Consider the following 24,792-nt stretch of genomic DNA (forward strand, 5'->3'; position numbering starts at 1 on the left):
TAGACCGGTTTTTGTGTTTCAGGTATCGCTGGACACCATCGGACGACCTTTGGCCTTGTCTGCTCCATCATGACGCTTGCAGATAGCGCCACGACGCAGCCAGCGGCAGCGGATACGCGACTTGGAAGGGTGATCGTTATTGGAAGGGCCGTTCATAGAGCACCGCCAAAGGAGCAGATGTTTGCACTAGTGAGAGTCGGGTAACTAAGCATGTGTCAATCTCCGGATTAGTGGGGATTGATCCCCTTGAGAGATACAATGCCTAGGTGCAAGTTAACGAGGGGTTAACGCCTGCAATACCACCTCAACTTTTCGTCCTGCGGCCACAGGTTGGTTGCTGTAGCGCCATCCAAGCTTTTCCGTGAAGCGCTCGGTCAGCTTCAGACCAAGACCAAAACCGGTTTCACTGGCAGCCTCGTTCCCATCGCGCAGACTGTTGACGATATCCACATGCCCGCCCCGCTGAACGATACTCACGCTGCCACTGCGCGTGTGCTGAAAGGCGTTACGTATCAGGTTGCCTAGTACGATCCGTGTGGGCGCTTCGGGTAAGTAGAGCTCTGCAAGCTGCAGGTCCAGCTCAAGCTCAACTGGATGGCCTTGCAGCAGATACCGCAAGCCATCAACCAGCTCGGTGATCACCCCATCGATCCGCAGCGTCTTGCAGGGATGCGACGAGGTATCGTCGCGACCGAGCCAGAGCAAGGTTTCTGTCACATCTTTCATGGTCAGGCTGGCGCGATCGATGCGGTTGATGATCTCGATCTCGCGTGGATCCGGTTTGGGCCCTTCCGAGGTTTGTATTCTGCGGAGCAATTCAAGATTGGCCCTCACTACGCTGATGGGTGTCCTTAGTTCGTGGCTGGTATGGCTGAGGAACAACTGCTCACGCTCCAGTCCCTGGTGGGCTGATGTCAGGCTGGTCCTGACCAGTTCAGCAAAACGGTTCAGCTCCGGATAAACAAAGTCAGGAACTGGCTCACTGAGATTGCGCTGGCTTAGACCTGCCGCCCAGTCACCTAAAGCGGTGATGGGTCGCGATACCCGGCGCCACAGCAGTGCGATCATGAGACCTATCATCAATGCCGTACCCAAACCGATCAATGTTAGATTGATCATCCGATTCTGCGCCGGCGATATAACTTGGCCCGAGCCGCCTGGCAGCGGCGCCAGTTGCTGGGTCACGAACCGATCACCGGCGGGAGTTTTTTGCCGGACGGCAAAATAAAGGCGAGCCTGGGGACCTTCTTCACCCGCATACACTTTGTACAATACGCCCGGTTGGTCCGGCTCCTGACCAAAGGCATCCCGTATCATCGCCGGCTGCCGATCCCAGGTTCGAGTGACGATGTACTCTTCCCTCGGCCCTTGAACCCCCAGCTCGTAAGCAGCGGTCTGCATTGCCGCACGGCCAAGCTGCCCTGCCACGATGTTATCCATACCGCTCATGTAAGAGTGCGCTGAAAGCAATGTATAGCCCGTTACCAGCCCGATTCCCAATGCAATAAAGGTCAACAGGGCCAACCACTTCAAACCCAGCATCCGTATCATGCTGCAGACTCCCGAATAGCAAATCCATAGCCAGCAACCGTTTGCAGCAGGTGTATTTCGGCTTCACTGTCTATGGCTCGCCTGAGGTGATGCATGTGTACCTTGAGCGCGTTGCTGTCGGGAACGTCCTCACCCCAAACGGCTTGTTCCAGCTTTTGTCGCGACACGGCGGCGGGCGACGCGCGCAATAAATGCTCTAACAACTTCCAGCCCGTCGGCGAGACTTTCAGTCGGACGCCAGCGCGAGTGGCTTCGTGCGCCGTCAAATCAATACGCAGATCTGCACATTGCAGGATCCTGGACTGGCCGCTACGCCGGCGTGTCAGCGCGACCACCCGCACAATCAACTCCTGCAGTTCAAAAGGTTTGACCAAAAAATCATCTGTACCCGCACGGAATCCGTCGAGTTTGTCCGTCAACTGATCTCGGGCAGTCAGCATCAGAATAGGCACATCATTGCCTTCAGCGCGCAACTGCTCACAGACACTGATACCGTCCAGTCGCGGGAGGTTCAGATCAAGTAGCATCGCATCGTAGGCATTACCCCGGCTAAGTTGCAGCGCCATGACGCCATTATCAGCATGGTCGCAACGAATACCTTCAAGTTCGAGATATTGGATCACCGTCGCGGCCAGATCCCTATCGTCTTCCACCAGCAGAATATCCAGCATATTGTAACGGTCTCGTCAGAGTGCAGCCGGCTGTGCCTGCTGGGGTGCAGGCACGCATCGAGCTCGGAGTAGGGAAGATCAAGTGCGGCAGTGTCGGCATCACTCGGTTAACACTCGGTTAAAACGATGCGCACTGCGCACTGCGCACTGTCCGAACGGACAGCTGCCGCGGTTGTGCCCATCAAGGTGCGTCCTGAACCTCAAAACTCTCAATGACCTTTTCCGTATCGTCTTCCATCAATTGCCTCAACCGTTGCTCATACTGGTCTGCGGCCTCTGCCAGATCGACAATAATCTCTACGCGACGGTTCAGCGCCCGTGTCTCAGGCCACTCATTACTGGCGCGTGGGCGGGTCTCAGCATAGCCCTGAACCTTGAGTCGTCCGGCCTCCACTGCGCCAGTTGCGAGCAAGCCGTTGGCTACCGAGGAAGCACGTGCCGCCGACAGATCCCAGTTAGAATGAAAACGCGCGGTGTTGATCGGGATGTCATCCGTATGACCCTCTACAATAATTTCCCCAGGTAACTGACCGACCACATCCGATATTTTCCACAAAATCTGCTCGAAATCCTCTGTCATGTCGGCCGATCCCGAAGGAAAGGCCCCACGCTCCTCGATACGAATAATAACCCGCTTGCGGTCCTGTTCCACCTGTAGCCGACCTTCTGTGAGCTCCTGTTCAAGGACGTTCTTGATCGCCTCCATGTTCATCAGAAGCTGTTTCTCGGTGGTATCAGCCACTTTTTGTTCCAGTTCTGCTTCGCTTTCAGCCCGCAGAGTGTCTATCTGCGGCAACGCCTCGGAGGTCTGCTGGCGCACTGCCTCGATTGGCGTAGGCTCTGGCTTACCCGGTGAGAATTTATCGAAGATCGGACTGGTGCCCATGGGTATGTCCAACACGGGAACCTCGCGCTGAACACCAAAGGCCTTGCTCAGTTCACCAGCAATCTGCTTGAACTTCATTGCGTCTATTTCGGAGAAAGACAGCAGCAGTACGAAGAAGCACATCAACAACGACATAAGGTCGGCAAAGGTCACTACCCAGGCGGGTATACCGGGCTTGTCTTCTTCCTCGGGCAAATCCATCAGGCTTCGCCCGCCTCGCTGGAAGCTTTCTCACGTTTATTGGGCGGCAGGTAACTCGCCAGTAATTGCTCGACAATTCGCGGATTAGTACCCTCCTGAATGGCCAAAATGGCGTCGATCCATAGGCTTTGCATGCGCGTTTCCTCGGTCATACGCAGTGACAGCTTGTCAGCAATCGGGATGCAGATCATGGTGGCCAGCATAGCGCCATAGAGCGTAGTGAGCAGCGCTACGGCCATAGCCGGACCGATGGACTTGGGGTCCTCCATGTTCGCCAACATCTGCACCAGACCAATCAAGGTGCCAATCATACCCATGGCAGGCCCCACGTCACCCAGCGCAGTGAACACCTTCGCCCCCCAGCGATTTCGGTCCAGGGTCAGTACTCGCTCCTTTTCCAGAATCGCCCGCACGGTTTCCTGGGGGTGGCCATCAATCAGCAGTTGAATACCATTTTGCAGAAAAGGGTTGCTGATTTCCTGATCCTCAAGGGCCAATAGGCCCTGCTTACGCGCTATCGTCGACAAAGCGACGAGTTCTGCGATACTTTCCTCGGTATCGGGCAAACGAAATTTGAAAGCACGCCCCGCAACTTTAATAGCACCCAGAAACTGGGTAATACTGAATTTCGCCAACACCACCAGCAAGCTGCCACCAATCACGATCAGCAGCGATGGCACGTTCATGAACACGCCAGGCGACGCGCCCAGCAAAACAGCTGAGCCAATGATACCCAGAGCACCTAACAGGCCTATAAGAGTAGCTAAATCCAAGAAAATCCCCTTGCGCGCAAGCTAGCGCGGCTGACAAAGCCTGACTAAAACTGAAGAGTCGGAATTCTAAGGCAATCAATAACTATCTACTACCGAATTACAGGCCTATTGATTGGCCAGGATAACCATTGACGCACTCGCCGCTTGGTATGACTCTAGGTATTGTTACCCACACAAAATAACTAACAAGGAAACAACATGTTCAGTCACATCATGCTCGGTGCCAACGATATTCAGGCATCCAAAGCTTTTTACGATGCCGTACTCGGCGCAGTCGGCTGCAAGCCCGGTGTTATCGACGACAAGGGACGCTGCTTCTACTTCACTGATAGCGGCATTCTTGCCCTCACCAAGCCCATCAATGGCGAACCCGCCTCCCATGGCAACGGCAGCACCATCGGCTTCGCCGTGGAAAACTCCGAACAGGCCGACGCCTGGCACAAAGCCGGTCTGGCCAATGGCGGCACCGACTGCGAGGATCCACCAGGTGTGCGCGAGGGTGGCGGCATGAAAATGTATCTGGCCTACCTGCGCGATCCATCCGGCAACAAGATCTGTGCCTTGCAGCGCATGGGTTAAAAAGTCGCTGTATAAAAAAGGACCCTGATGGGTCCTTTTTTTATGATTGCCCGAAGCTTCAGTACTCAGTTGCGTCTGTGCTGCCTGATGACCCCCGCCACTCAAACGGGTATGATTCACCCCTTTTTCATCCGTTATCAATAGAAGCCTAATGTCCATGCCAAGCTCTACCGTGCCCCGCCAGATCCTCGTCACCAGCGCTCTGCCCTATGCCAATGGTTCGATCCATCTGGGGCACATGCTTGAGTACATTCAGACTGACATCTGGGTACGATTTCAGAAGCTGCGCGGTAATCGATGCATCTATGTGTGTGCGGACGATGCTCACGGCTCGGCCATCATGTTGCGCGCCGAGAAAGAGGGCATTACCTCGGAGCAGCTGATCGACAACGTGAAAGCCGAACATACCGCTGATTTTGCCGATTTTATGGTCAACTTCGACAACTATCACTCCACGCACTCGGCGGAAAACAAGTATTTTTCCGAGCTGATTTATCAACGGTTGAAAGAAGCCGGACATATCAGCACACGGTCGGTGACCCAGTACTTCGATCCCGAGAAACAGATGTTCCTGGCTGATCGTTTCATCAAGGGCACCTGCCCCAAGTGCAGCGCAGAAGATCAGTACGGTGATAACTGCGAAAAATGCGGCGCGACCTATGAGCCGACCGAACTGAAGGATCCACGTTCAGCGATTTCCGGAGCGACGCCGGTTCTGAAGGACTCCAAGCACTTCTTCTTTCGCCTGCAGGACTTCAGCGACATGCTCAAGGCGTGGACGCGAAGCGGCACCCTGCAGGATGCGGTTGCCAACAAGATTGCCGAATGGCTGGACTCAGGCTTGCATGAATGGGATATCAGCCGTGATGCACCCTACTTTGGTTTCGAGATCCCAGGCGAGCCGGGCAAATACTTCTACGTTTGGCTGGACGCGCCGATCGGTTACATGGCCAGCTTCAAGAACCTTTGTGAGCGTCGCCCCGATCTGAGTTTTGACGCGTTTTGGGCCGCCGATTCACAGGCTGAGCTGTATCATTTCATCGGCAAGGACATCATCAACTTCCATACGTTGTTCTGGCCGGCCATGCTTGAGGGCGCGGGATTCCGCAAGCCGACTGCCGTGAACGTACATGGCTACCTGACGGTAAACGGCCAAAAGATGTCCAAATCGCGCGGCACTTTTATCAAGGCGCGCACCTATCTTGATCACTTGTCGCCAGAGTACCTGCGCTATTACTACGCGGCCAAGCTGGGCCGCGGCGTTGAGGACATGGATCTGAGCCTGGATGATTTTGTTCAAAAGGTGAACTCGGATTTGGTCGGCAAGGTAGTCAATATTGCCAGCCGCTGTGCGGGCTTTATTCATAAGGGCAACGGCGGCGTGATGGTTGCAGCCAATCCGGCTCCGGAGCTGACAGACGCCTTTATCGCTGCGGCGCCGAGTATTGCCGAGGCGTACGAAAAACGTGACTTTTCCCGAGCCATGCGTGAAATCATGGGTTTGGCCGACAAGGCCAACGCGTATATTGCTGACAAGGCGCCCTGGGCGCTGAACAAGGTAGACGGCAAGCAGGACGAGGTACAGGCCATCTGTTCGCTGGCCATCAACCTGTTCCGCCATCTGGTGATTTTTCTCAAGCCGGTGTTACCCAAATTGGCCGCCGATGCCGAGGCATTTCTGAACGTGCCCGAGCTGACCTGGAACAGTCACAAAAACCTGCTAGCCGACCATCAGCTCAACGCATTCAAGCCACTGCTGACGCGTATCGAGCCGACGAAAATTGACGCCATGATTGACGCATCCAGGGAAGATCTGGAAGCCGCTGCCAGCGAGTCAATATCGGCACCTACAGGCAATGGCGAGCTGACCAAGGAGCCGATTGCACCGGAAATCGATTTCAATGCTTTTGCCGCCGTCGACCTGCGCGTCGCATTGATCGAGAAGGCCGAGTTCGTCGAGGGCGCGGACAAGCTGTTGCGTTTGACACTGGATATCGGCGATGCCAAACGCAACGTGTTCTCCGGCATCAAGAGTGCTTATCCTGACCCGTCCAAGCTGGAAGGCAAACTGACGCTCTATGTGGCCAACCTGGCCGCGCGCAAGATGAAGTTCGGCGTGTCTGAAGGCATGGTGCTGGCTGCGAGTCCTGGCGGTGACGAGATTTACCTGCTGAGCCCGGACGACGGTGCCAAGCCAGGGCAACGGGTAAAATAAACGAGGGGTTCAGGTAATGACGGAATTTGCCCTTATCCTGGTCAGTACCATACTGGTCAACAATTTCGTTCTGGTGCAGTTTCTCGGGCTGTGCCCCTTCATGGGTGTATCCGGCAAGCTGGAGACCGCCATCGGCATGTCGATGGCGACTACCTTTGTGCTGACGTTGGCGTCGATACTCAGCTACCTGACCTTCCAGTACATTCTGGTGCCCTTTGAGCTGGAATTCCTGCGGACCATATCGTTCATCCTGGTCATCGCTGTAGTGGTTCAGTTCACCGAAATGGTGGTACACAAAACCAGCCCCCTGCTGTACCGCGTACTGGGAATCTTCCTGCCGCTGATTACCACCAACTGCGCGGTACTGGGCGTGGCGTTACTGAACACCAACCGCGCTGAGCAGACGTTTATGCAATCTGCTGTATACGGCCTAGGGGCCGCTTTGGGCTTCTCGATGATCCTTATTTTGTTTGCCGGCATGCGTGAGCGCATTGCCATCGCCGACGTGCCTGCTCCGTTTCGCGGCGCGGCTATCGGCATGATCACCGCCGGACTTATGTCTCTGGCGTTCATGGGCTTCACCGGATTGATAAGGTTGTAGCCATGTCTGTCGTCATCACTGCCATTCTTGTTCTGCTGGCTCTAGCGCTGACGTTCGGTGCCATTCTCGGCTACGCAGCAATCCGTTTTCAGGTCGAAGGTGATCCCATTGTCGACCAGATCAACGCACTGCTGCCCCAGACCCAGTGCGGTCAATGCGGCCACCCCGGATGCAAACCCTACGCCGAAGGCATCGCCAATGGGGGCGAGCCCATCAACAAGTGCCCGCCTGGGGGCGAATCTACTATCCAGGCGCTGGCCGACCTGCTTGACGTCGAAGTGCTGGCCCTGGATGCCGAACACGGCGAAGAAAAACCGCGCACCGTGGCCTATATCCGCGAAGCCGAGTGTATTGGCTGCACCAAATGTATTCAGGCCTGCCCGGTGGACGCCATTCTGGGCGCAGCCAAGCAGATGCATACGGTGATTATCGATGAGTGCACCGGCTGCGATCTATGTTTAGAGCCTTGCCCGGTTGACTGTATCGATATGATAGCGCTACCCACCACACCGCAGAACTGGAAATGGGATTATCCCCTGCAGACGCAAGGTGTGATCGCCACTGACCGGGGAGCTCTGTAATGCAATCACCGATTCGTATCTGGGATATCCACGGCGGCATACACCCTGATGAAAACAAGCATCAGTCTGTCAGTTACGGACTAGAGACGCCTCCGCTCCCCGCGTACCTGATCCTGCCATTGCTGCAACATATCGGTGCGCGCGCAGAGCCAGTCGTAGCCGTTGGCGATAGAGTGCTCAAAGGACAAGTGCTGGCCGAGGCCAGCGGCATGGTCAGCTGTCCTCTTCACGCGCCCACCTCAGGCACCATAACCGCTATCGGTCCGGCACCATTTCCCCACGCATCAGGACTGGAAGAGTGGGCGATTACGCTGCAAAGCGATGGACTGGATGCATGGACTACCCTCGTACCAATCGATGACTACAGCCAACTGGAAGCTGCGTCTCTGCTTGAGATCATTCGCTTGGCGGGTATTAGCGGTCTGGGCGGAGCGGGTTTTCCTACCGCGTTCAAGCTCAAGGCACGACCCGAGCAAAAGATCCACACGCTGATCGTCAATGGTACCGAGTGCGAGCCGTATATCACCGCAGACGATACTGCGATGCGTTACAGGGCGCCCGAAGTGGTAGCCGGCATTCAGATTCTGATGCATATCCTCAAGCCCGACGTGGTGCTGATCGGCATCGAAGACAACAAGCCCGAGGCCATTGCAGCCATGCGCGAGGCGGTGGCCGACTTGCCGATGCAAGTACTGGCTTTCCCGACCAAATATCCCTCAGGCGGTGAGAAACAACTGATTCAGATTCTGACCGGTAAGGAGGTGCCCAGTGGTGGCCTACCGGCAGATATCGGCATGGTCTGCCAGAATATCGGCACCCTGATCGCGATTCATGATGCGGTTACGCTTGGCCAGCCCTTGATCAGCCGGGTAACCACATTGACCGGCGATGCCCTGAGCCATCCGACTAACGTGATGGCGCTGATAGGTACGCCGATCAGCGACTTGCTTGCATTTGCCGGTCTGCAGCCCGACAAGCTCTATCGCTTGGTAATGGGTGGCCCCATGATGGGCTTTACCCTGCAGAACCTTGACGCGCCAGTAATCAAGACCAGCAATTGCTTGCTCGCTGGCACACTAGCAGAACTACCGCCGCCCCCTGCGGCACAGCCCTGCATCCGCTGCGGTCTCTGCTCCGAGGTGTGCCCGGCGATGCTGCTGCCGCAACAACTGCACTGGTTTGCCATGGGCAAGGACTACGATCAACTTAATCGCCTCAATCTATTCGACTGTATCGAGTGCGGCGCCTGCTCGTATGTATGCCCCAGTAGTATTCCGCTAGTGCAGTATTATCGCGCCTCCAAAGCGGAAATCCGAGCTCTAGAGCTGCAGCAGCACAAGGCCGATCACTCCAAACAACGCTTTGAACATCGCCTGCAGCGGCTGGAACGCGAAGCCGAACAGAAAGATCTTGAGCGTCAGGCCCGCGCAGAAAAGACGGCGCGGATGAAAGCCGCCAAGGAACAGCAGGCTGTCAGCGCCGCCAGTGTGTCAGGGGATGAGCAACCTGATGTGGCCCGCGTGGAAGCGCATAAACCAGCCACTCTGACCGCCGAGCAAAAACAACTGAAGATTGCTGCGGCCACCGCCCAGATGGCGTTGAAAAAGGCGCGCAAGCAACTGAGCAACAACCCCGACAACCTCGAGCTTCAGGCACAGGTACCGGAGCTGGAGCAAGCCTGCGCAGATACCCAGCTTGCGTACGACGAGGCACTCGGGGACGTTTCGATGAAAGCCGTTCCACCGTCGCCGGCCGAGTCAGGAGACAATACCAAGCGCCAGCTAAAGACCGATATGACGATGGCCAAGGCTGCATTCAGAAAAGCCGAGCGCGCGCGGGAAGATGATGTCGAAAACCCGCAACTGAATGACCAATTGACCGAAGCAAAGATGGCACTGGATAGCGCAGCCAAGGCCTTTGCCGATCACATGGCCAACAAGGAGACCGACTGATGGCTCTGGTGCGTATGACTTCACCCCACGCCAAGGGTAACAACCGCACGCAGACCATTATGCTCTGGGTACTCGGCGCAACACTGCCCGGGGTACTGGCGATGACCTGGTTCTTCGGCTGGGGCACGCTGATCAACATAGTACTGGCGACCCTTTTTGCACTCGGAGCCGAAGCGCTGATTCTGTGGATACGCAAGCGTCCAATCAACTTCTTCCTGAGCGATGGCAGTGCACTGGTTACTGCCTGGCTGCTTGCTCTAGCGCTTCCAGCCTTGTCACCCTGGTGGCTCGTGCTCATCGCCAGCAGCTTTGCGATCGTGTTCGGCAAGCAGTTGTATGGCGGTCTGGGACAGAATCCGTTCAACCCGGCCATGCTCGGCTATGCGGTCGTACTGATATCCTTTCCGGTCGAAATGACTACCTGGCCCGCCTGGCGAGGTGTCACTGATGCCTTGCCCGAAGTGCAGGCCACACTGGGCCTGATCGAATCACTGCAACGGGTATTCATGATAGGTGCCCAGGCGGTTGATGGCTGGGCAGCCGCAACGCCACTGGACATCCTCAAGAACAACGACAGCCTGACCATGGCTGAACTGCACACCAGCCAGCCGGTATTCGGTGCCTTCGGCGGCCATGTCTGGGAATGGGTCAACCTGGCATTTCTGGCAGGCGGACTGCTGCTGATTTACAAGAAGATATTCACCTGGCATGCACCGCTCGGCATGCTCGGCGCACTGTTCGTGATGAGTCTGCTGTTCTGGGGCGGATCGGGCTCGGACTCCAACGGCTCACCGGTATTTCATCTGTTCAGCGGAGCGGCCATGCTGGGCGCGTTCTTCATCGTCACCGATCCGGTGTCCGGCGCGACCAGTACGCTCGGCCGTCTGGTCTTTGGCATGGGCGTCGGCGTGCTGGTATACATCATCCGCGCCTGGGGCGGCTATCCCGATGCGGTGGCATTCGCAGTGCTGCTGATGAATCTGGCAGCGCCGACCATAGACTACTACACAACTCCGCGCACCTATGGCCACCGTAAGGCCGAGCGCGGCATGGGCAAGGTGGACTGAGCATGCAGAATCCAGATACCACCGGCAGCTCGATTGTCCGTAACAGTATTATTCTCGGGGTCTTCGCCATGTTTACGGTTGGACTGATCGCCGTGACCCAACAAGGCACTGCAGGACGCATTGCCGAAGAAAAGCGCCGCGTCCAGATGAGCGCACTCACACAGATCCTGCCCGAGGCGCAGCACGACAACAACCTGCTAGATGACACCTTTCTGGTCGATGACTCTAAGCTTCTCAAGCTGCCTGCATCCGCTGAAGCCTATCGCGGGCGTGAAGATGGCCAGGTCGTTGCGGTCATTCTGCCTGTTGTCGCACCTGACGGTTACAACGGACGCATAGACCTTCTGGTGGGCGTGCGCGCCAATGGTGAGGTCGCTGGTGTACGGATAACCAGCCACCGGGAAACCCCGGGGCTGGGGGACAAGGTTGAACTGGCCAAAAGCAGCTGGATTCTCGAGTTCAAAGGCAAAAGCCTGAGCGTGCCCATGCCCGAAGACTGGGCGGTGCGCAAGGACGGCGGCACTTTCGATCAGTTCGTCGGCGCCACCATTACACCTAGGGCCGTGGTGCAAGCGGTCTATCGCGCGTTGCAGTACTTCGAAGAACACCGCGGCGAGCTGCTGGATCTACCCCAAGAGGAACCTGCCAATGGCTAGCACCAAGTTTTCCGACATCACCGCCCAGGGGCTCTGGCATAACAATCCGGGCCTGGTCCAACTGCTGGGGCTCTGCCCCTTGCTGGGCGTCAGTAGCACGGCGGTGAACGGCCTGGGACTGGGTATCGCCACGATGCTGGTACTCGTTGGGTCGAACCTGGCGGTATCCATCATTCGTAGTGCGGTAACCGATGCCGTACGCCTGCCCGCTTTCGTGATGATCATCGCCGCTCTGACCACCTGCATCGAGTTGCTGATGCAAGCCTATACCTATGAACTGTTCCTTATTCTGGGCATATTCATTCCGTTAATCGTGACCAATTGCGTCATTCTGGGTCGAGCCGATGCCTATGCATCCAAACACCCTATTCTGCCTTCGGTAGTGGATGGGTTCATGATGGGCCTGGGGTTTGCCCTGGTCCTGATCGTTCTGGGCATGCTGCGCGAGTTGATTGGCTATGGCACGCTGTTCGCAGGCATGGACCTGCTGCTCGGGCCGATTGCCATCGACTGGAAGATCGTTGTATTCCCCAACTACAAGGACGTTCTATTCGTGATTTTACCGCCCGGTGCCTTCCTGTTCATGGGCCTGTTGATTGCACTGAAAAACGTGATTGACGGCATCGTCAAGGAACGCGCCGCAGCTCGGGCAGCCAAACCCGCGGCCGGTGGCAAGCGCGTGCGCGTGACCGGAGCGGTAAACTGACAACGCCATGAACAAACATAAACGCCTCGAGATCTTCCAACGCCTGCGCGCGGACAATCCGACTCCGACGACAGAGCTCAACTACAACAACCCCTTTGAGCTGTTGATCGCAGTCATACTCTCGGCTCAGGCTACCGATGTAGGAGTCAACAAGGCCACTGCCAAGCTCTATCCGGTTGCCAATACCCCCGAGGCCATATACAGCCTAGGAGTCCCTGGGCTGTCGGAGTACATCAAGACTATCGGTCTGTTTAACAGCAAAGCGCGTAATGTGATCGAAACCTGTCGATTGCTGGTTGAAAATCATGGCAGCCAGGTACCGGCTAATCGTGAGGCGCTGGAAGCCCTTCCCGGCGTCGGACGCAAGACAGCGAACGTTGTGCTCAATACCGCCTTTGGCCACTCAGCCATGGCCGTCGATACTCACATATTTCGTGTCAGCAATCGCACCGGTATCGCGAAGGGCAAGAATGTGCGCGAGGTAGAGGACAAACTGATGAAGCATGTACCGAAAGATTTTCTGATCGATGCGCATCACTGGCTCATCCTCCATGGCCGCTACGTATGCAAGGCGCGAACCCCGCAGTGCGGGAGTTGCCGCATAGAGGATCTGTGCGAATATCCGCGTAAAACCTCCGACTAACGCAAACTTCACAAATAACCGCATTGATGATTGAAAAAATCTATTTCCGCTTGGAGCGATCTGCCGTTATAAGATCCGCAAATGGCATCATCACTGTGGAGTGGAGTCATGGCCAAAGCAAAAACCGAGATAGAACTGGACGACGATAACTTTGTTGAAGAAGACGACACTCCCGATACCGATTCGGCGAGCAACTCCAAAACCAACCTGAGCAAGCGTCGTCTCATCGATAATTATCTGGAAGAAAGACGTCTGCAGAAACAGTTGCTGGACTTTGACATCGAAGAGTAAGGCTCACCAGCCCTCCAGACCAGACCCGGCGCACCCTATCGCGCCGCGCCTGCCAATTAGTTATTTATATAACGGTTATCATTTAAATCTGTTTTGACTTAACGCACGGACCCTCTAATCTGAAGACGTTCGGGAATGATTCCCATTAACAGTACTTCGGAGTGCACCATGATCAAGACAACTACTTTTGCAGTGATGCATTTCTCGATCGCATTTGCAGTCGTCTACGCGATGACAGGCAGTTTGCTGATGGGCGGAGCCGTGGCTATCGTTGAGCCGGCAGTCAATACAGTTGCCTTCCATTTCCATGAGAAAATCTGGAAGCAAATCGAGCAACGGGGCGGGACTGTCTCGTTAAATAGATTCCGCTCATCAGTCAGCGCCTGAAAATGTACGCGCACGTTGCGATATTCGCGGCGTCAGGGAACTTTTAGGCGTACTTTTGGTTCTATTCGTGAACTCGCTACGGAATAGCTCGATGCCCACATTTGTCTTGTCACTGTTTCTTACTGCTTTTGCCCTTATGGCTCCAGCGTTATACGCTGCTGAATTCAATTATCCGGACATCAGCCCTTTTCTGGCTACCATAGGCGGCACGCCGGAGTCCTTACGGGCACCCATACCCGCAGAGCCCGACATCCAGCAGGAAGATCTGCAGATCCGCGTTCTGCCAAATCGGAAATTACCCCCGGCCTTTCGTCAATACAGCAAACTGGGTTTTCGTGTTGCCTGGCACGATGAGCCCGCCCCCCTGGTGTTTCTTATAGCTGGCAGCGGTTCAGGCTATGACAGCGCGCGCATGGATCATCTTAAAGCGCTTTACTGGCAAGCCGGCATGCACGTTATCGTCATGTCGTCACCGACCAATTTCGATTTCATTGCAGCCGCCTCTAACAGTGGCCTTCCGGGATTGGGGCAGCGCGATGCGCGAGACCTGCATACGGCCATGTCATTGGCAGTGGAACGCGCCCGTAACGTAACCGGTCTGGAAGCTACCGAGTTTCGTATGGTCGGCTTCAGTTTGGGTGCAATGAATGCGGCTTTTGTCAGTGAGCTGGACGAACACCTGGGGCAGTTCAATTTCACCAAGGTGTTGATGCTCAATCCGCCGGTCAATTTATACGATTCAGTCCGGCGTCTGGATGCTCTGTCGTTTACCCATGTTCCTGGCGTAGACGGTACCGAGAGTTTCTACGAGCACATCTTCGACAAGATCTCCCGCTATTTTGCGCAGACGGGCGATACCGACATTGAAAGCACCCTCTTCTCCGGCATTCAAACGTCCGATGAGGCGCTTTCAGACGACGAACTGGCCATGCTGATTGGCGCCGTCTTTCGTTTCGCGGCAGCCGACCTCAATTTCATGGCTGACTTGATCAATGACACCGGCCGTTATGCGCCGACCGGCCAGACGATCACGGTCAGTACCTCCCTGACACCCTATCTGCGCAGGGCTTTGTTTTGTGATTTTGGCTGTTATATCCGTAATCAGCTCTGGCCGGACTGGCATAGCCTCAATGCGGAAAAGACCATTGAAGATATGGCGTATGAAACCAGCCTGCAAAGCATCGAAGAACATATCGCCGGTAATCCGCGGATAGCCGTACTGACCAATGCTGATGACTTCATCCTGACACGGGCCGACTATCACTACCTGGCCGAGACTTTTGGCGAACGGGCTTTTCTGTATCCACGGGGCGGTCACGGTGGCAACCTGGAACATCAACAGGTCACTGCACGGATGCTGAGTTTTCTGCAAGGAGCCACACCATGAATCGGTTGTTGATTACCCTTGCCACATTACTAATGGCCGGCGGCCTGCAGGCTCAGGAATCGATTCCTGAGTATGTGGACCCACTGGACGGTATCGTGATCCAAAACGGCAAAGGCTATCAATTTGAGCGTTCAAGCCTTCGTGCGCTTAACGTTCAGGATCCGATCGAGGGGTTTAACCGTCGCGTTTATCGTTTCAATGCGCGTTTTGACGAACTGATCTACCTGCCTGTGCTGAACACATATGAGTGGGCGACTCCAAGCTTCGTCCGCACTGGCGTATCCAACGTTTTCAACAACCTGGGTGACATTCCCAATCTGGGCAATAGCATTCTGCAGGGTAAGGTGCGCAAGAGTATGCGAACTACCACACGGCTACTGTTCAATACCACTCTGGGCGTAGCGGGCTTATTTGATGTAGCCAAGAAAATGGGCCTGCCGCAACAGCGCGAAGACTTTGGGCAGACGCTCGGATTTTACCGTGTGCCGCCGGGACCCTATCTGGTATTGCCTTTCCTCGGGCCCTCTTCCCTGCGCGACACCACCGGCCAGGTAGTTGACTGGACCTTCGAAGATTCCGTGGAGTTTCTTAACAACCGCGAGATCAAGAACAACAATCCGTCACTCTGGGCACTGCAAGCCGTAGATCTGCGCTACCAGAACGAATTTCGTTATGGTGCACTGGGCAGCCCGTTTGAGTACGATCAGGTACGCTATTTGTATACCAAACTACGTGAGTTACAGATCAGCCAGTAAGTCAGGACCTGTCAGCCAACCCTGAAGATGATGTGCTCTTCCCAATCGTCTTCGGGCACGGCGTCTTCAGCAATCATTTTGCCCGCCTGGGAAATGCCTGCTGCGTGCACGGCCCCACGATCGCCGCACATCAGGTGATGCCAGGGAGGCAACTCCTTACCTTCCGATATCCGGCGATAGCCACAGGTGGGCGGTAACCAGCTAAACTCGCCAGCCGCTCCCGGCGTCAGCTGAATACAGTCGGGGACATGTTTTGTACGCTCGGCGTAATTACTGCACTGGCAGCTTTCCCGATCCAGAAGTTTGCAGGCCACCCGGGTGTAATAAATAGCCGCGGCGTCATCTTCGTCTTCCAGCTTTTGCAAGCAGCACAAGCCACAGCCATCACACAGTGATTCCCACTCGCTCTGATCCATTTCATCCAGTGTCTTGCGCTGCCAGAATGGCTCAACTCGTTGCGCCATGCTCAGTTCTCCTCGCCGAGGACATCGGACAAAAACAGCATGGCCGTGCGCAAGTCGAATGGCCAATCCAATTCTGCCCCCGTGTCTTCTCGGCGTAACACGGGAATACGCAGTTGATAGCGCTCCATCAGAATGTCGCTCTCGGTTATATCCCGCTCGCGCGCGTGCAAACCGTTACCTTGCAGCGGCGCAAGCTCCATGCTGGCGGCTTCGCATAAATGACAGGCGGTCGTGCCGTAAAGAATGAGATCGGGAATGGTCTTCATGGACAGTAATATCAAAGTAATCAGCGGATGGAGAAGGCAGGGTTTGCCAAAGGTCTATGGTAACTCGGATCCGCCTGGCGAAACATGCCCGCGCTAACGTGTCCGATACTTGGCAGTCATGACGCCATGCAACATACTTACAGCCCTGAATGGAGACAAGAATGGATTGGGAAGCACTGCTGTGCCGCGAGCGACTGGGCAAACCGGTCGTCAGCAACGAAGAACTGGGGCGCACCCCCTTCCACAAGGATCATGACCGGGTGATTTTTTCCGGCGCCTTCCGCCGGCTGGGGAAAAAGACCCAGGTCCACCCGGTATCAAGCAATGATCACATTCATACACGCCTGACCCATAGCCTTGAAGTGGGCTGCGTTGGTCGCTCGCTGGGCATGCGTGTTGCCGAGATGCTACGCGGCGAGCTACCTGACTGGTGCGAGCCGGCCGATATCGGTGTCATTGTTCAGGCCGCCTGCCTGGCCCACGATATAGGCAACCCCCCCTTTGGCCATTCTGGCGAAGACGCTATCCGTCACTGGTTTCACCAGGCAGATCGCAAGGGCTGGCTGGACCCCTTGACTGAGGCCCAGCGTCTGGACTTTCTCAGTTTCGAGGGTAATTCGCAGGGGTTTCGAGTACTGACCGAGCTCGAGTATCACCAGTTCGAGGGGGGCATGCGCCTGACCTACGCAACGCTTGGTGCCTATCTGAAATACCCTTGGACGGCCCGGCACGCCGACAGTCAGGGCTACAAGAAGCACAAGTTCGGCTGCTATCAGGCCGAGTTTCCCTTGTTGGAGCAAATAGCTACCAAGCTGGGGTTGCCGCTGCAGGCGGAACAGTGCTGGGCGCGCCATCCCTTGGTCTACCTGGTCGAGGCTGCAGATGATATCTGCTATGGCCTGATCGACCTGGAAGACGGTATGGAAATGGAGCTGCTAGACTACGCTGAGGTAGAACATCTGCTGCTTCAGTTAGTGGGCGATGATCTACCCGAAACCTATCGTCAACTGGGCCCACAGGATTCCACACGGCGACGTCTGGCCATACTGCGAGGTAAAGCGATCGAACACTTGGTCAATGCCGCCGCGGAGGCCTTTATCAACCAGCAGTCAGCCTTGTTGTCCGGCACACTGAAGGGAGATTTGGTCGAACACATGCATCCCAATGCGCGCCGCTGCGTATTGGAGGCGAAGAATATGGCTCGGGAGCGGATCTTCCAGGACAAGCGCAAGACACTGCATGAAATTGGCGCCTACAGCACGCTGGAGACCCTTTTGGACGCATTCTGCGGCGCCGTGAATGAACAACATGCAGGGCTGAATCTAAGCTTCAAGCATCAACGCATACTTGACCTGATGGGTAACAACGTGCCCAAACCGGACTGGGATCTGTACCGCAGCTACTTGCGAGTGATCGATTTTATCGCCGGCATGACAGATCTGTATGCTGCAGACATGGCAGCGCGTATACGCGGCGTCAGTCCTGCTTGATGGCTGCCTCGGTAGCGAGGCGCAAACGTTCCAACAGCAGGTCGGCAAGCATGTAATGGGCGCTAATGGCCTGCGTTGCCCGTTTGAAAAAAGCCATTGAACCCAGAGCAGGATGCAATGGGTCCTTGAGCAGCAGATCGATCGATTGCAATAACGCATCGATACTGTCCTCCGCTTCGCGCACTGGCCTTGCGAGAGACGCACGAAGGGCCGGATCAACGCTCAATTGAGCGGGCGCCAGGTAGAATTGCTGACGAATCAAGTCAGCCAATCGCTTCAGCACCTGCTGCTGGACTGCATCATCTTGCCGGCGGGCTGCGATACCAGTCCCAGCAGCGCGTGCCTGGCCCAATACTTCAGCGTTTTGCAGCAAAGCGAGCCACAATCCTTCTGGCTGTGGCGCAAGCCACCCCAAACAGACCAGATCATGCCGGTCTGCCAGAGCCTCGATGGTGCCAAGAATGAGTTCAGCAAGCTCATTATGTAGGTTAAGCAGACCTATCGCTTCGCCGTCCTGACGCTCCTGATCAATACGCTGCCACAACGGGAAAACTCGCTGCCAGGCCTCGTGCCCGAGCAGATTGGCCCGGAGCTTCTTCGCGTCCCCTATCAGTCGGCTGACCTCCGCATGAACTAACCAGCGCTCTCCTTCCAGTGTCTGGTCGCCGCAAAGGACCCCGAAGCACAAACCTCGATGCCGCTGAACCTGCTCGAGTAACAGGCGCAGCAATCGCAATTGTGTGAGCGCTCGCAACCGCGCCTCAAGACTCTTGCGGCCGAGATCTCGTTTGTGCCGCCGTCGGGCGAACAGCAGCCCGATCAGTATCACTATCCCTATGAACAATCCCCAGATCATCATGCCTCCCGCGCACCCTCAGCCCTGAGTAGTGCCCGATAACAACTCAATCCGATATCCATCCGGATCTTCAACGAATGCCAGTATCCGCGTGCCGTGTTTCATTGGCCCAGCTGCGCGCACCACGTTGCCGCCAGCCGCCTTGATCTGCTCGCATGCCTTGTAAACGTCCAGCACCTCGATCGCGATATGGCCATAGCCATCGCCCAGATCATAATGATCGATATCCCAGTTACAGGTGAGCTCCAGCACAGCGTTCTCAGCTTCGTTACCGTAACCGACAAACGCAAGAGTAAACCGACCCTCGGCATTTTCCTTGCGACGCAGCAATGTCATGCCCAGTACTTCTGTATAGAAAGCGATCGATCTGTCGAGATTACCGACCCGTAGCATCGTATGGAGCAAGCGCATATATCGTCCCCCTGGTGACATGCTGTCAGTGGGCACTGCCCGAAGACAGACCCACACCACAGCGACTCGATAAGAACTGATACATCGAAGTTTAGAGCAGCTTACGGCCCTTGCTCGCCGCTATGCGCATGCGCAAAGCATTGAGTTTAATGAAGCCCGCAGCATCAGCCTGGTCATAGGCGCCCGCATCGTCTTCGAAAGTGGCGATGGCCGCATCGAACAGTGAGTCATCCGATTTGCGACCGGTCACGATCACATTACCCTTGTACAGCTTCAGGCGGACCACACCGTTCACGCTGGCCTGGGAAGCGTCGATCATGTGTTGCATCATCACCCGCTCCGGGCTCCACCAGAAACCGTTGTAGATCATCTCGGCATATTTGGGCATCAGGCTGTCTTTCAGGTGCGCGACTTCGCGGTCCAGAGTAATGGACTCGATCGCACGATGCCCCTTGAGCATGATGGTACCGCCGGGTGTTTCATAACAACCGCGAGACTTCATACCCACGAAACGGTTTTCCACGATATCCAGACGGCCAATACCGTTCTCGCCGCCAATGCGGTTTAATTCAGCCAGCACCGTGGCAGGGGACATGTCCTTACCATCAATCGCTGAAATATCACCATTGCGATAGGTCAGTTCGATATAGGTTGGGGTGTCCGGCGCGGTTTCGGGTGACTTGGTCCAGCGCCACATTTCTTCTTCGTGCTCGGTCCAGGTATCTTCCAGCACGCCGCCTTCATAGGAAATATGCAGCAAATTGGCGTCCATCGAATACGGCGATTTTTTCTTGCCGTGACGCTCAATCGGAATGTTGTGCTTCTCGGCGTAATCCATCAATTTCTCACGGGACAACAGGTCCCATTCACGCCAGGGGGCGATCACCTTCACGCCCGGCTTGAGTGCATAGGCACCCAGCTCAAAACGCACCTGGTCGTTACCCTTGCCGGTGGCGCCGTGGGAAATCGCGTCAGCGCCCGTCTCATTGGCAATCTCGATCAACCGCTTGGCGATCAGCGGCCGAGCGATGGAGGTCCCCAGCAGGTACTCACCCTCATAGACGGTATTGGCACGGAACATCGGGAATACGAAATCACGCACAAACTCTTCGCGCAAGTCGTCGATGTAAATCTCCTTGACGCCCATGGCTTCAGCCTTGGCTCGTGCTGGCTCGACCTCTTCACCCTGCCCCAGATCAGCGGTGAAGGTCACGACTTCACAGTCGTAGGTATCTTGCAGCCACTTCAGAATCACCGAAGTATCCAGACCACCGGAGTAGGCCAGGACGACTTTTTTCACATCAGACATTACGCGCTCCCTTGAAAATTGATCAACGCCACGCACGGGGCGACGGGCAAAACACTATTCTAGCGTCCAGCCGGGAGGAATCACAGGGGATATGGTTTAGCTCTTATCGAGTTTAAGTGTTACGCGGCGGTTCTTAGCCCGGCCGTCGGCGCTGCGATTACTGGCAACCGGGTAACGGTCACCATGAAAGCGCAGAGTGAACATTTCTTCTTCAACGCCACTTTGCATCAGATAGTCACGAACAGCCAGGGCACGCTGACGTGCCAGTTCACGGTTATCCAGGCGATTACCGACATTATCGGAATGTCCTTCCAGCACGATGCCGCTGATCTCTTTATCGGCCTGGATGTATTCCAGCGCGATATCGAGCAATTGCTTGGCACTGGCGCTCAAGGTGCTGCCACCATCGGCGAAACTGACCACGCTGCGAGATACCTGCTCGAAGTTCATCGCTAATAGACCTGCGTTACATTTCTGGAATTCTCCCCAGGCTTTCTGGTAACCGATACTCGATACCACCACCCTCACAGGCTCTACCGCATTGGCCCAGGCAGTCCGCTGAATAGTTGGGTGCAGCCCGTCTGCTAGTCCTGCGAGCATCTGTCCTGCCTGCTGCTGAGCCACGCGCACGGCTATCCGATCTTCGGACACATCGGTGAAGCCCAGTAACCTGGCTCTGGCGTGTGGCTGCCACATAGGCGCATCGTTATAAAGCTGGGCCTGGCCTGGCCGCATCAGATTATTCCAAGCCTTGAGCTCAAACACTGGTCGCTCACCAGCCCGGCGCACGAACACCGCATCGCCGTAACCGCTGACCGGCTGGGTCAGGCGACACTCAAACTTGTCACCCTCAACTGACCACTCCACCTCCTCCATGCGCGTCTGAAATGTCAACGCATGAGCCGGCAGGGTCAGGATGAGCAGCAACGCAATACAGGCTCGAGCCACAAATTCCTCCGCAGAATGAATCTTTCACATATATTTACATCGGCATGACGCTGGAAAACTTTACCCCATTGGGTGTGTAAAAACGGGGGGCCTTCCGGTAGCATTAGCCAACTCAGATACTATGGAATACCCGATGATGACCGACCGCATCACCCTGATCAGGCCGGACGACTGGCACATACATCTGCGCGACGACAATCTGTTGCCGGATACCGTTGCCGACGCCTCCCGCACCTTCGCCCGGGCCATCGTGATGCCCAATCTGGTGCCGCCGGTCTGTGACGGTTATCAGGCCGATGCGTACAAAGCACGGATCCTGGCCGCTCGCCCTGTCGGATCCGCTTTTATGCCACTCATGGTGCTCTACCTGACAGACCAGACCAGCCCGCAGGTCATTCGCGACGCTTGGAATGCCGGCCAGGCAGTGGCGGCTAAGCTCTATCCCGCTGGCGCAACCACCAACTCTGAGTCTGGCGTGACTGCCCTGGAAAAAATCTACCCCGCGCTCGAAGCCATGGCTGAAGTCGGCATGCTGCTACTAGTGCATGGCGAAGTCACGCATGCCGACGTCGATATTTTCGACCGCGAAAAAGCATTCATTGACCAGCAACTAGTCGGCGTAGTCGCACGGTATCCCACATTAAAAGTGGTGTTCGAACACATCACTACCGCCGACGCAGTCGACTTTGTACTCAGCGCATCGAATCAAGTGGCCGCCACTATCACCGCGCACCACCTGCACTACAATCGCAACCACATGCTGGCGGGCGGTGTTCGGCCACATCTATTCTGCCTGCCGATTCTCAAGCGCCAGCGCCACCAGCAGGCACTGTGTGATGTGGTCGCCTCAGGGTCGAACAAGTTTTTCCTGGGCACCGATTCAGCACCGCACGCTCGCCATGCCAAAGAAGCAGCCTGTGGTTGCGCCGGCTGTTATACCGCTTATGCCGCGATAGAAATGTATGCAGAGACCTTTGACACCCTCGGGGCTCTCGACAAACTTGAGGGCTTTGCCAGTATGTACGGACCGGACTTCTACGGCATGCCACGCAACACTGATCACATCACCCTGGTGCGCGAGTCCTGGACAGCTCCAGCCACACTCCCTCTGGGCGACCAGTTGATCGTACCGCTGCGCGCCGGCGAGACACTACACTGGCGCGTCGCCTGACCGTCAGTCACTATTAAGGACCGCCTGTGAGCGAGTTTGAGTTTGACACCGAAGACCAGCAACCCGTCAGTAAAGGGCCCAAGCCACCCATGGCCTACCGCTTTCGCGGTTTTTTACCTGTGGTGGTAGACGTTGAAACCGGCGGCTTCAATAGCGCGACCGATGCATTATTGGAAATCGCCGCGACCTCAGTCGAGATGGACGAAGAAGGCATGATCTATCCTGGTGAGACGCATTTCTTCCGCGTCGAGCCCTTCGACGGCGCCAACGTCGAAGCCGCCGCACTGGAATTTACCGGCATCAAACTCGACCATCCCTTGCGCATGGCAGTCACTGAGGAACATGCGCTGCTGGAAATTTTCAAGCATGTACGCAAGGCGGTGAAGTCCGCTGGCTGTAACCGCGCCGTGCTGGTCGGGCATAACGCGTTCTTTGACCTTGGCTTTCTCAATGCAGCGGTTGAACGTACGCAGATCAAGCGCAATCCATTCCACCCCTTCTCCTGCTTCGATACTGCCACTCTGGGCGGCCTCGCCTTTGGCCAGACGGTTCTTGCCAAGGCGTGTGCTGCAGCCGATATCGATTTCGATGGCCGCGAGGCGCATTCCGCACGCTACGACACCGAAAAGACCGCCGAACTGTTTTGCAGCATCGTCAATCGCTGGCGGGAAATGGGCGGTTGGCCGATCGACTGATTAAAAACTCAATACATCTATTTGAATCAATAACTTGCCCTCAGATGGGGGCTAACGCTATTTTCAAATAGTTAGCTAATAGTCGGCTACACTTTAAAAACCGACTTAGTTCCCGCTGTGGTTACCGTCCCAAAGGCAAGGTAACCCCGTGATATCGGCACTGCGTGCCGCAGATGCCTGCCGTGAAAACCACAAGAAGGAGTCACCCTCTCATGAAGCGTCAATCATTCTCGCTGCTATTGTCAGCAGCCCTGAGTCTCGCTGCAGTAGCGGCAACACCCGCTGTTGCCCAGGAAAAATTCATGACCATCGGCACCGGCGGCCAGACCGGAGTTTATTACGTCGTCGGTCAATCGGTCTGCCGGCTGATCAACCGCAACGCCAATGAGCATGGCATTCGGTGCAATGCGCCCTCCAGTGGCGGCTCGGTTGCCAATGTCAACGCCATCCGCAACAACGAGATGGACATGGGTGTGGTTCAGTCCGATATCCAGTACAAGGCGTATGCCGGTGCAGAGAATTTCCAGGACGCCGGCGCTTTCGAAGAAATGCGCGCCATGTTTGCCCTGCACGGTGAGCCGCTGACGGTAGTCGCCCGCCGCGATGCCAATATCAAGAACGTCAAGGACTTGAAAGGCAAGCGAGTCAACCTTGGTAACCCAGGATCAGGTCAGCGCGACACCATGGAAGTCGTTATGGAGTCGCTCGACTGGACCCGTGACGATTTCTCTCTCGTCTCAGAACTCGATGCCGCCGAACAGGCTGCCGCACTGGGTGACAACAACATTGATGCAATGGTCTATGTCGCCGGCCACCCCAACGGCTCCATCCAGGAAGCAACGACGACTGTCGATGCGGTCATCGTGTCAGTAACAGGCGAAGAGATCGACGAGCTGATTGCAGGGCGCCCCTATTACGCCAAGGCCACCATTCCTGGAGGCATCTACCGCGGCAACGAGAGCAACGTACAAACCTTTGGTGTACGCGCCACGCTGGTGACCTCGAGCAAGGTGCCTGACGATGTCGTGTATGAAACGGTCAAGGCTGTATTCGAGAACTTCGACCGGTTCAAGCGCCTGCACCCTGCTTTTGCCACATTGAAAGAAGAGGAAATGATCAAGGAAGGTCTGTCGATTCCATTACATGACGGCGCGGTTCGTTATTACAAGGAACGCGGCTGGATGTGATGCGGCTGGATATAAAATAACCATTGACCGGCGGAGCCTGCTCCGACGGTTTCCACCGCTTTTCCAACGTCAAACAAAAAGAAATCAAGGACG

28 protein-coding genes are annotated in these 24,792 nt (G+C 55.9%); 17 read left to right on the forward strand and 11 right to left on the reverse strand.

Going from position 1 to position 24,792, the window contains the following annotated elements:
* Positions 1-18: 18 nt before the first annotated feature.
* The 5 genes from ACJAXR_RS11240 to pomA form a co-directional block, all read right to left on the reverse strand.
* Complete coding sequence (locus tag ACJAXR_RS11240; RefSeq protein WP_415058365.1) at positions 19-156, reverse strand: hypothetical protein; 138 nt, start codon at positions 154-156, stop codon at positions 19-21.
* Positions 157-273: 117 nt separating this feature from the next.
* Positions 274-1,551, reverse strand: coding sequence for a sensor histidine kinase (locus ACJAXR_RS11245; RefSeq protein WP_415058366.1), 1,278 nt, complete (start codon positions 1,549-1,551; stop codon positions 274-276).
* On the reverse strand, positions 1,548-2,222 hold the full coding sequence (locus ACJAXR_RS11250) for a response regulator transcription factor (RefSeq protein WP_415058367.1): 675 nt from the start codon (positions 2,220-2,222) through the stop codon (positions 1,548-1,550). The genes ACJAXR_RS11245 and ACJAXR_RS11250 overlap by 4 nt, the downstream gene beginning before the upstream one ends.
* 181 nt (positions 2,223-2,403) lie before the next feature.
* Positions 2,404-3,309: a flagellar motor protein MotB gene (locus tag ACJAXR_RS11255; protein ID WP_415058368.1), complete on the reverse strand. Its 906-nt coding sequence runs from the start codon at positions 3,307-3,309 to the stop codon at positions 2,404-2,406.
* Positions 3,309-4,082 (reverse strand): flagellar motor protein PomA, encoded by a 774-nt coding sequence (pomA, locus tag ACJAXR_RS11260; protein WP_415058369.1) that lies wholly within the window; start codon positions 4,080-4,082, stop codon positions 3,309-3,311. The genes ACJAXR_RS11255 and pomA overlap by 1 nt, the downstream gene beginning before the upstream one ends.
* Before the next feature lie 198 nt (positions 4,083-4,280).
* On the opposite strand from pomA, the gene ACJAXR_RS11265 reads away from it, so the two are divergent.
* The 13 genes from ACJAXR_RS11265 (at position 4,281) to ACJAXR_RS11325 (ending at position 15,902) form a co-directional block, all read left to right on the forward strand.
* Complete coding sequence (locus ACJAXR_RS11265; RefSeq protein ID WP_415058370.1) at positions 4,281-4,661, forward strand: VOC family protein; 381 nt, start codon at positions 4,281-4,283, stop codon at positions 4,659-4,661.
* 157 nt (positions 4,662-4,818) lie between these two features.
* Complete coding sequence (gene metG / locus ACJAXR_RS11270; protein WP_415058449.1) at positions 4,819-6,876, forward strand: methionine--tRNA ligase; 2,058 nt, start codon at positions 4,819-4,821, stop codon at positions 6,874-6,876.
* 16 nt (positions 6,877-6,892) lie between these two features.
* The gene (gene rsxA / locus ACJAXR_RS11275; RefSeq protein WP_415058371.1) at positions 6,893-7,477 is read left to right on the forward strand and encodes an electron transport complex subunit RsxA; all 585 of its coding nucleotides are present in this window, start codon (positions 6,893-6,895) and stop codon (positions 7,475-7,477) included.
* Positions 7,478-7,479: 2 nt separating this feature from the next.
* Positions 7,480-8,058: an electron transport complex subunit RsxB gene (gene rsxB, locus ACJAXR_RS11280; RefSeq protein WP_415058372.1), complete on the forward strand. Its 579-nt coding sequence runs from the start codon at positions 7,480-7,482 to the stop codon at positions 8,056-8,058.
* Positions 8,058-10,010 (forward strand): electron transport complex subunit RsxC, encoded by a 1,953-nt coding sequence (gene rsxC, locus ACJAXR_RS11285; protein WP_415058373.1) that lies wholly within the window; start codon positions 8,058-8,060, stop codon positions 10,008-10,010. Before rsxB ends, rsxC begins: the two co-directional genes overlap by 1 nt.
* Entirely contained in the window at positions 10,010-11,077 is a 1,068-nt protein-coding gene (rsxD, locus tag ACJAXR_RS11290; RefSeq protein WP_415058374.1) for an electron transport complex subunit RsxD, read from the forward strand. The genes rsxC and rsxD overlap by 1 nt, the downstream gene beginning before the upstream one ends.
* 2 nt (positions 11,078-11,079) lie before the next feature.
* Positions 11,080-11,733 carry an electron transport complex subunit RsxG gene (rsxG, locus tag ACJAXR_RS11295; RefSeq protein ID WP_415058375.1) on the forward strand — a complete coding sequence of 218 codons (654 nt, stop codon included), beginning with the start codon at positions 11,080-11,082 and terminating at the stop codon, positions 11,731-11,733.
* Positions 11,726-12,439, forward strand: coding sequence for an electron transport complex subunit E (locus tag ACJAXR_RS11300; RefSeq protein ID WP_415058376.1), 714 nt, complete (start codon positions 11,726-11,728; stop codon positions 12,437-12,439). Before rsxG ends, ACJAXR_RS11300 begins: the two co-directional genes overlap by 8 nt.
* A 7-nt stretch (positions 12,440-12,446) precedes the next feature.
* Entirely contained in the window at positions 12,447-13,082 is a 636-nt protein-coding gene (nth, locus tag ACJAXR_RS11305; RefSeq protein WP_415058377.1) for an endonuclease III, read from the forward strand.
* A 108-nt stretch (positions 13,083-13,190) separates the two neighbouring features.
* On the forward strand, positions 13,191-13,373 hold the full coding sequence (locus ACJAXR_RS11310; RefSeq protein ID WP_415058378.1) for a PA3496 family putative envelope integrity protein: 183 nt from the start codon (positions 13,191-13,193) through the stop codon (positions 13,371-13,373).
* A 168-nt stretch (positions 13,374-13,541) separates the two neighbouring features.
* Entirely contained in the window at positions 13,542-13,760 is a 219-nt protein-coding gene (locus ACJAXR_RS11315) for a DUF2061 domain-containing protein (protein WP_415058379.1), read from the forward strand.
* Between the two features lie 91 nt (positions 13,761-13,851).
* Positions 13,852-15,147: a serine/threonine protein kinase gene (locus ACJAXR_RS11320; protein WP_415058380.1), complete on the forward strand. Its 1,296-nt coding sequence runs from the start codon at positions 13,852-13,854 to the stop codon at positions 15,145-15,147.
* On the forward strand, positions 15,144-15,902 hold the full coding sequence (locus tag ACJAXR_RS11325) for a VacJ family lipoprotein (protein WP_415058381.1): 759 nt from the start codon (positions 15,144-15,146) through the stop codon (positions 15,900-15,902). The genes ACJAXR_RS11320 and ACJAXR_RS11325 overlap by 4 nt, the downstream gene beginning before the upstream one ends.
* 11 nt (positions 15,903-15,913) lie before the next feature.
* On the opposite strand, the gene ACJAXR_RS11330 is transcribed toward ACJAXR_RS11325, so the two are convergent.
* Complete coding sequence (locus ACJAXR_RS11330; protein WP_415058382.1) at positions 15,914-16,366, reverse strand: YcgN family cysteine cluster protein; 453 nt, start codon at positions 16,364-16,366, stop codon at positions 15,914-15,916.
* Positions 16,367-16,368: 2 nt separating this feature from the next.
* Positions 16,369-16,632: a glutaredoxin family protein gene (locus tag ACJAXR_RS11335; protein WP_415058383.1), complete on the reverse strand. Its 264-nt coding sequence runs from the start codon at positions 16,630-16,632 to the stop codon at positions 16,369-16,371.
* Positions 16,633-16,793: 161 nt separating this feature from the next.
* On the opposite strand from ACJAXR_RS11335, the gene ACJAXR_RS11340 reads away from it, so the two are divergent.
* A complete protein-coding gene (locus tag ACJAXR_RS11340) occupies positions 16,794-18,122 on the forward strand; it encodes a deoxyguanosinetriphosphate triphosphohydrolase (RefSeq protein WP_415058384.1) in 1,329 nt (442 codons plus the stop codon).
* Here the strand turns inward: ACJAXR_RS11340 and ACJAXR_RS11345 are convergent.
* The 4 genes from ACJAXR_RS11345 to ACJAXR_RS11360 all read right to left on the reverse strand — a co-directional run bounded on the left by ACJAXR_RS11345 (position 18,109) and on the right by ACJAXR_RS11360 (position 21,646).
* Positions 18,109-18,978 (reverse strand): hypothetical protein, encoded by an 870-nt coding sequence (locus ACJAXR_RS11345; protein WP_415058385.1) that lies wholly within the window; start codon positions 18,976-18,978, stop codon positions 18,109-18,111. The genes ACJAXR_RS11340 and ACJAXR_RS11345 overlap by 14 nt on opposite strands.
* Before the next feature lie 18 nt (positions 18,979-18,996).
* The gene (gene gloA, locus ACJAXR_RS11350; RefSeq protein WP_415058386.1) at positions 18,997-19,389 is read right to left on the reverse strand and encodes a lactoylglutathione lyase; all 393 of its coding nucleotides are present in this window, start codon (positions 19,387-19,389) and stop codon (positions 18,997-18,999) included.
* A gap of 91 nt (positions 19,390-19,480) precedes the next feature.
* Positions 19,481-20,698 (reverse strand): argininosuccinate synthase, encoded by a 1,218-nt coding sequence (locus ACJAXR_RS11355; RefSeq protein WP_415058387.1) that lies wholly within the window; start codon positions 20,696-20,698, stop codon positions 19,481-19,483.
* Between the two features lie 96 nt (positions 20,699-20,794).
* A complete protein-coding gene (locus ACJAXR_RS11360; protein ID WP_415058388.1) occupies positions 20,795-21,646 on the reverse strand; it encodes a flagellar protein MotY in 852 nt (283 codons plus the stop codon).
* 136 nt (positions 21,647-21,782) lie between these two features.
* Between ACJAXR_RS11360 and pyrC the strand changes: the two genes are divergently transcribed.
* From pyrC to ACJAXR_RS11375, 3 genes are all read left to right on the forward strand, one after another.
* Entirely contained in the window at positions 21,783-22,817 is a 1,035-nt protein-coding gene (gene pyrC, locus ACJAXR_RS11365) for a dihydroorotase (protein ID WP_415058450.1), read from the forward strand.
* A gap of 26 nt (positions 22,818-22,843) precedes the next feature.
* Entirely contained in the window at positions 22,844-23,512 is a 669-nt protein-coding gene (rnt, locus tag ACJAXR_RS11370) for a ribonuclease T (RefSeq protein ID WP_415058389.1), read from the forward strand.
* Between the two features lie 212 nt (positions 23,513-23,724).
* Positions 23,725-24,699 (forward strand): TAXI family TRAP transporter solute-binding subunit, encoded by a 975-nt coding sequence (locus ACJAXR_RS11375; RefSeq protein WP_415058390.1) that lies wholly within the window; start codon positions 23,725-23,727, stop codon positions 24,697-24,699.
* Positions 24,700-24,792 lie beyond the last annotated feature (93 nt).

It is taken from the genome of Halopseudomonas sp. (assembly GCF_047631575.1).
GTDB lineage: Bacteria > Pseudomonadota > Gammaproteobacteria > Pseudomonadales > Pseudomonadaceae > Halopseudomonas.

Bases quoted from the DNA above. Each gene is read 5' to 3' on its own strand.
- ACJAXR_RS11345 (WP_415058385.1), bottom strand. From the start codon at position 18,978: ATGATCTGGGGATTGTTCATAGGGATAGTGATACTGATCGGGCTGCTG.
- rsxG (WP_415058375.1), top strand. From the start codon at position 11,080: ATGCAGAATCCAGATACCACCGGCAGCTCGATTGTCCGTAACAGTATT.
- ACJAXR_RS11375 (WP_415058390.1), top strand. From the start codon at position 23,725: ATGAAGCGTCAATCATTCTCGCTGCTATTGTCAGCAGCCCTGAGTCTC.
- ACJAXR_RS11310 (WP_415058378.1), top strand. From the start codon at position 13,191: ATGGCCAAAGCAAAAACCGAGATAGAACTGGACGACGATAACTTTGTT.
- rsxA (WP_415058371.1), top strand. From the start codon at position 6,893: ATGACGGAATTTGCCCTTATCCTGGTCAGTACCATACTGGTCAACAAT.
- nth (WP_415058377.1), top strand. From the start codon at position 12,447: ATGAACAAACATAAACGCCTCGAGATCTTCCAACGCCTGCGCGCGGAC.
- ACJAXR_RS11320 (WP_415058380.1), top strand. From the start codon at position 13,852: ATGCCCACATTTGTCTTGTCACTGTTTCTTACTGCTTTTGCCCTTATG.
- ACJAXR_RS11250 (WP_415058367.1), bottom strand. From the start codon at position 2,222: ATGCTGGATATTCTGCTGGTGGAAGACGATAGGGATCTGGCCGCGACG.
- metG (WP_415058449.1), top strand. From the start codon at position 4,819: ATGCCAAGCTCTACCGTGCCCCGCCAGATCCTCGTCACCAGCGCTCTG.
- rsxB (WP_415058372.1), top strand. From the start codon at position 7,480: ATGTCTGTCGTCATCACTGCCATTCTTGTTCTGCTGGCTCTAGCGCTG.
- ACJAXR_RS11355 (WP_415058387.1), bottom strand. From the start codon at position 20,698: ATGTCTGATGTGAAAAAAGTCGTCCTGGCCTACTCCGGTGGTCTGGAT.
- ACJAXR_RS11335 (WP_415058383.1), bottom strand. From the start codon at position 16,632: ATGAAGACCATTCCCGATCTCATTCTTTACGGCACGACCGCCTGTCAT.
- ACJAXR_RS11240 (WP_415058365.1), bottom strand. From the start codon at position 156: ATGAACGGCCCTTCCAATAACGATCACCCTTCCAAGTCGCGTATCCGC.
- ACJAXR_RS11330 (WP_415058382.1), bottom strand. From the start codon at position 16,366: ATGGCGCAACGAGTTGAGCCATTCTGGCAGCGCAAGACACTGGATGAA.
- rsxC (WP_415058373.1), top strand. From the start codon at position 8,058: ATGCAATCACCGATTCGTATCTGGGATATCCACGGCGGCATACACCCT.
- ACJAXR_RS11255 (WP_415058368.1), bottom strand. From the start codon at position 3,309: ATGGATTTGCCCGAGGAAGAAGACAAGCCCGGTATACCCGCCTGGGTA.
- ACJAXR_RS11315 (WP_415058379.1), top strand. From the start codon at position 13,542: ATGATCAAGACAACTACTTTTGCAGTGATGCATTTCTCGATCGCATTT.
- gloA (WP_415058386.1), bottom strand. From the start codon at position 19,389: ATGCGCTTGCTCCATACGATGCTACGGGTCGGTAATCTCGACAGATCG.
- ACJAXR_RS11340 (WP_415058384.1), top strand. From the start codon at position 16,794: ATGGATTGGGAAGCACTGCTGTGCCGCGAGCGACTGGGCAAACCGGTC.
- ACJAXR_RS11300 (WP_415058376.1), top strand. From the start codon at position 11,726: ATGGCTAGCACCAAGTTTTCCGACATCACCGCCCAGGGGCTCTGGCAT.
- rsxD (WP_415058374.1), top strand. From the start codon at position 10,010: ATGGCTCTGGTGCGTATGACTTCACCCCACGCCAAGGGTAACAACCGC.
- ACJAXR_RS11245 (WP_415058366.1), bottom strand. From the start codon at position 1,551: ATGATACGGATGCTGGGTTTGAAGTGGTTGGCCCTGTTGACCTTTATT.
- pyrC (WP_415058450.1), top strand. From the start codon at position 21,783: ATGACCGACCGCATCACCCTGATCAGGCCGGACGACTGGCACATACAT.
- ACJAXR_RS11265 (WP_415058370.1), top strand. From the start codon at position 4,281: ATGTTCAGTCACATCATGCTCGGTGCCAACGATATTCAGGCATCCAAA.
- ACJAXR_RS11325 (WP_415058381.1), top strand. From the start codon at position 15,144: ATGAATCGGTTGTTGATTACCCTTGCCACATTACTAATGGCCGGCGGC.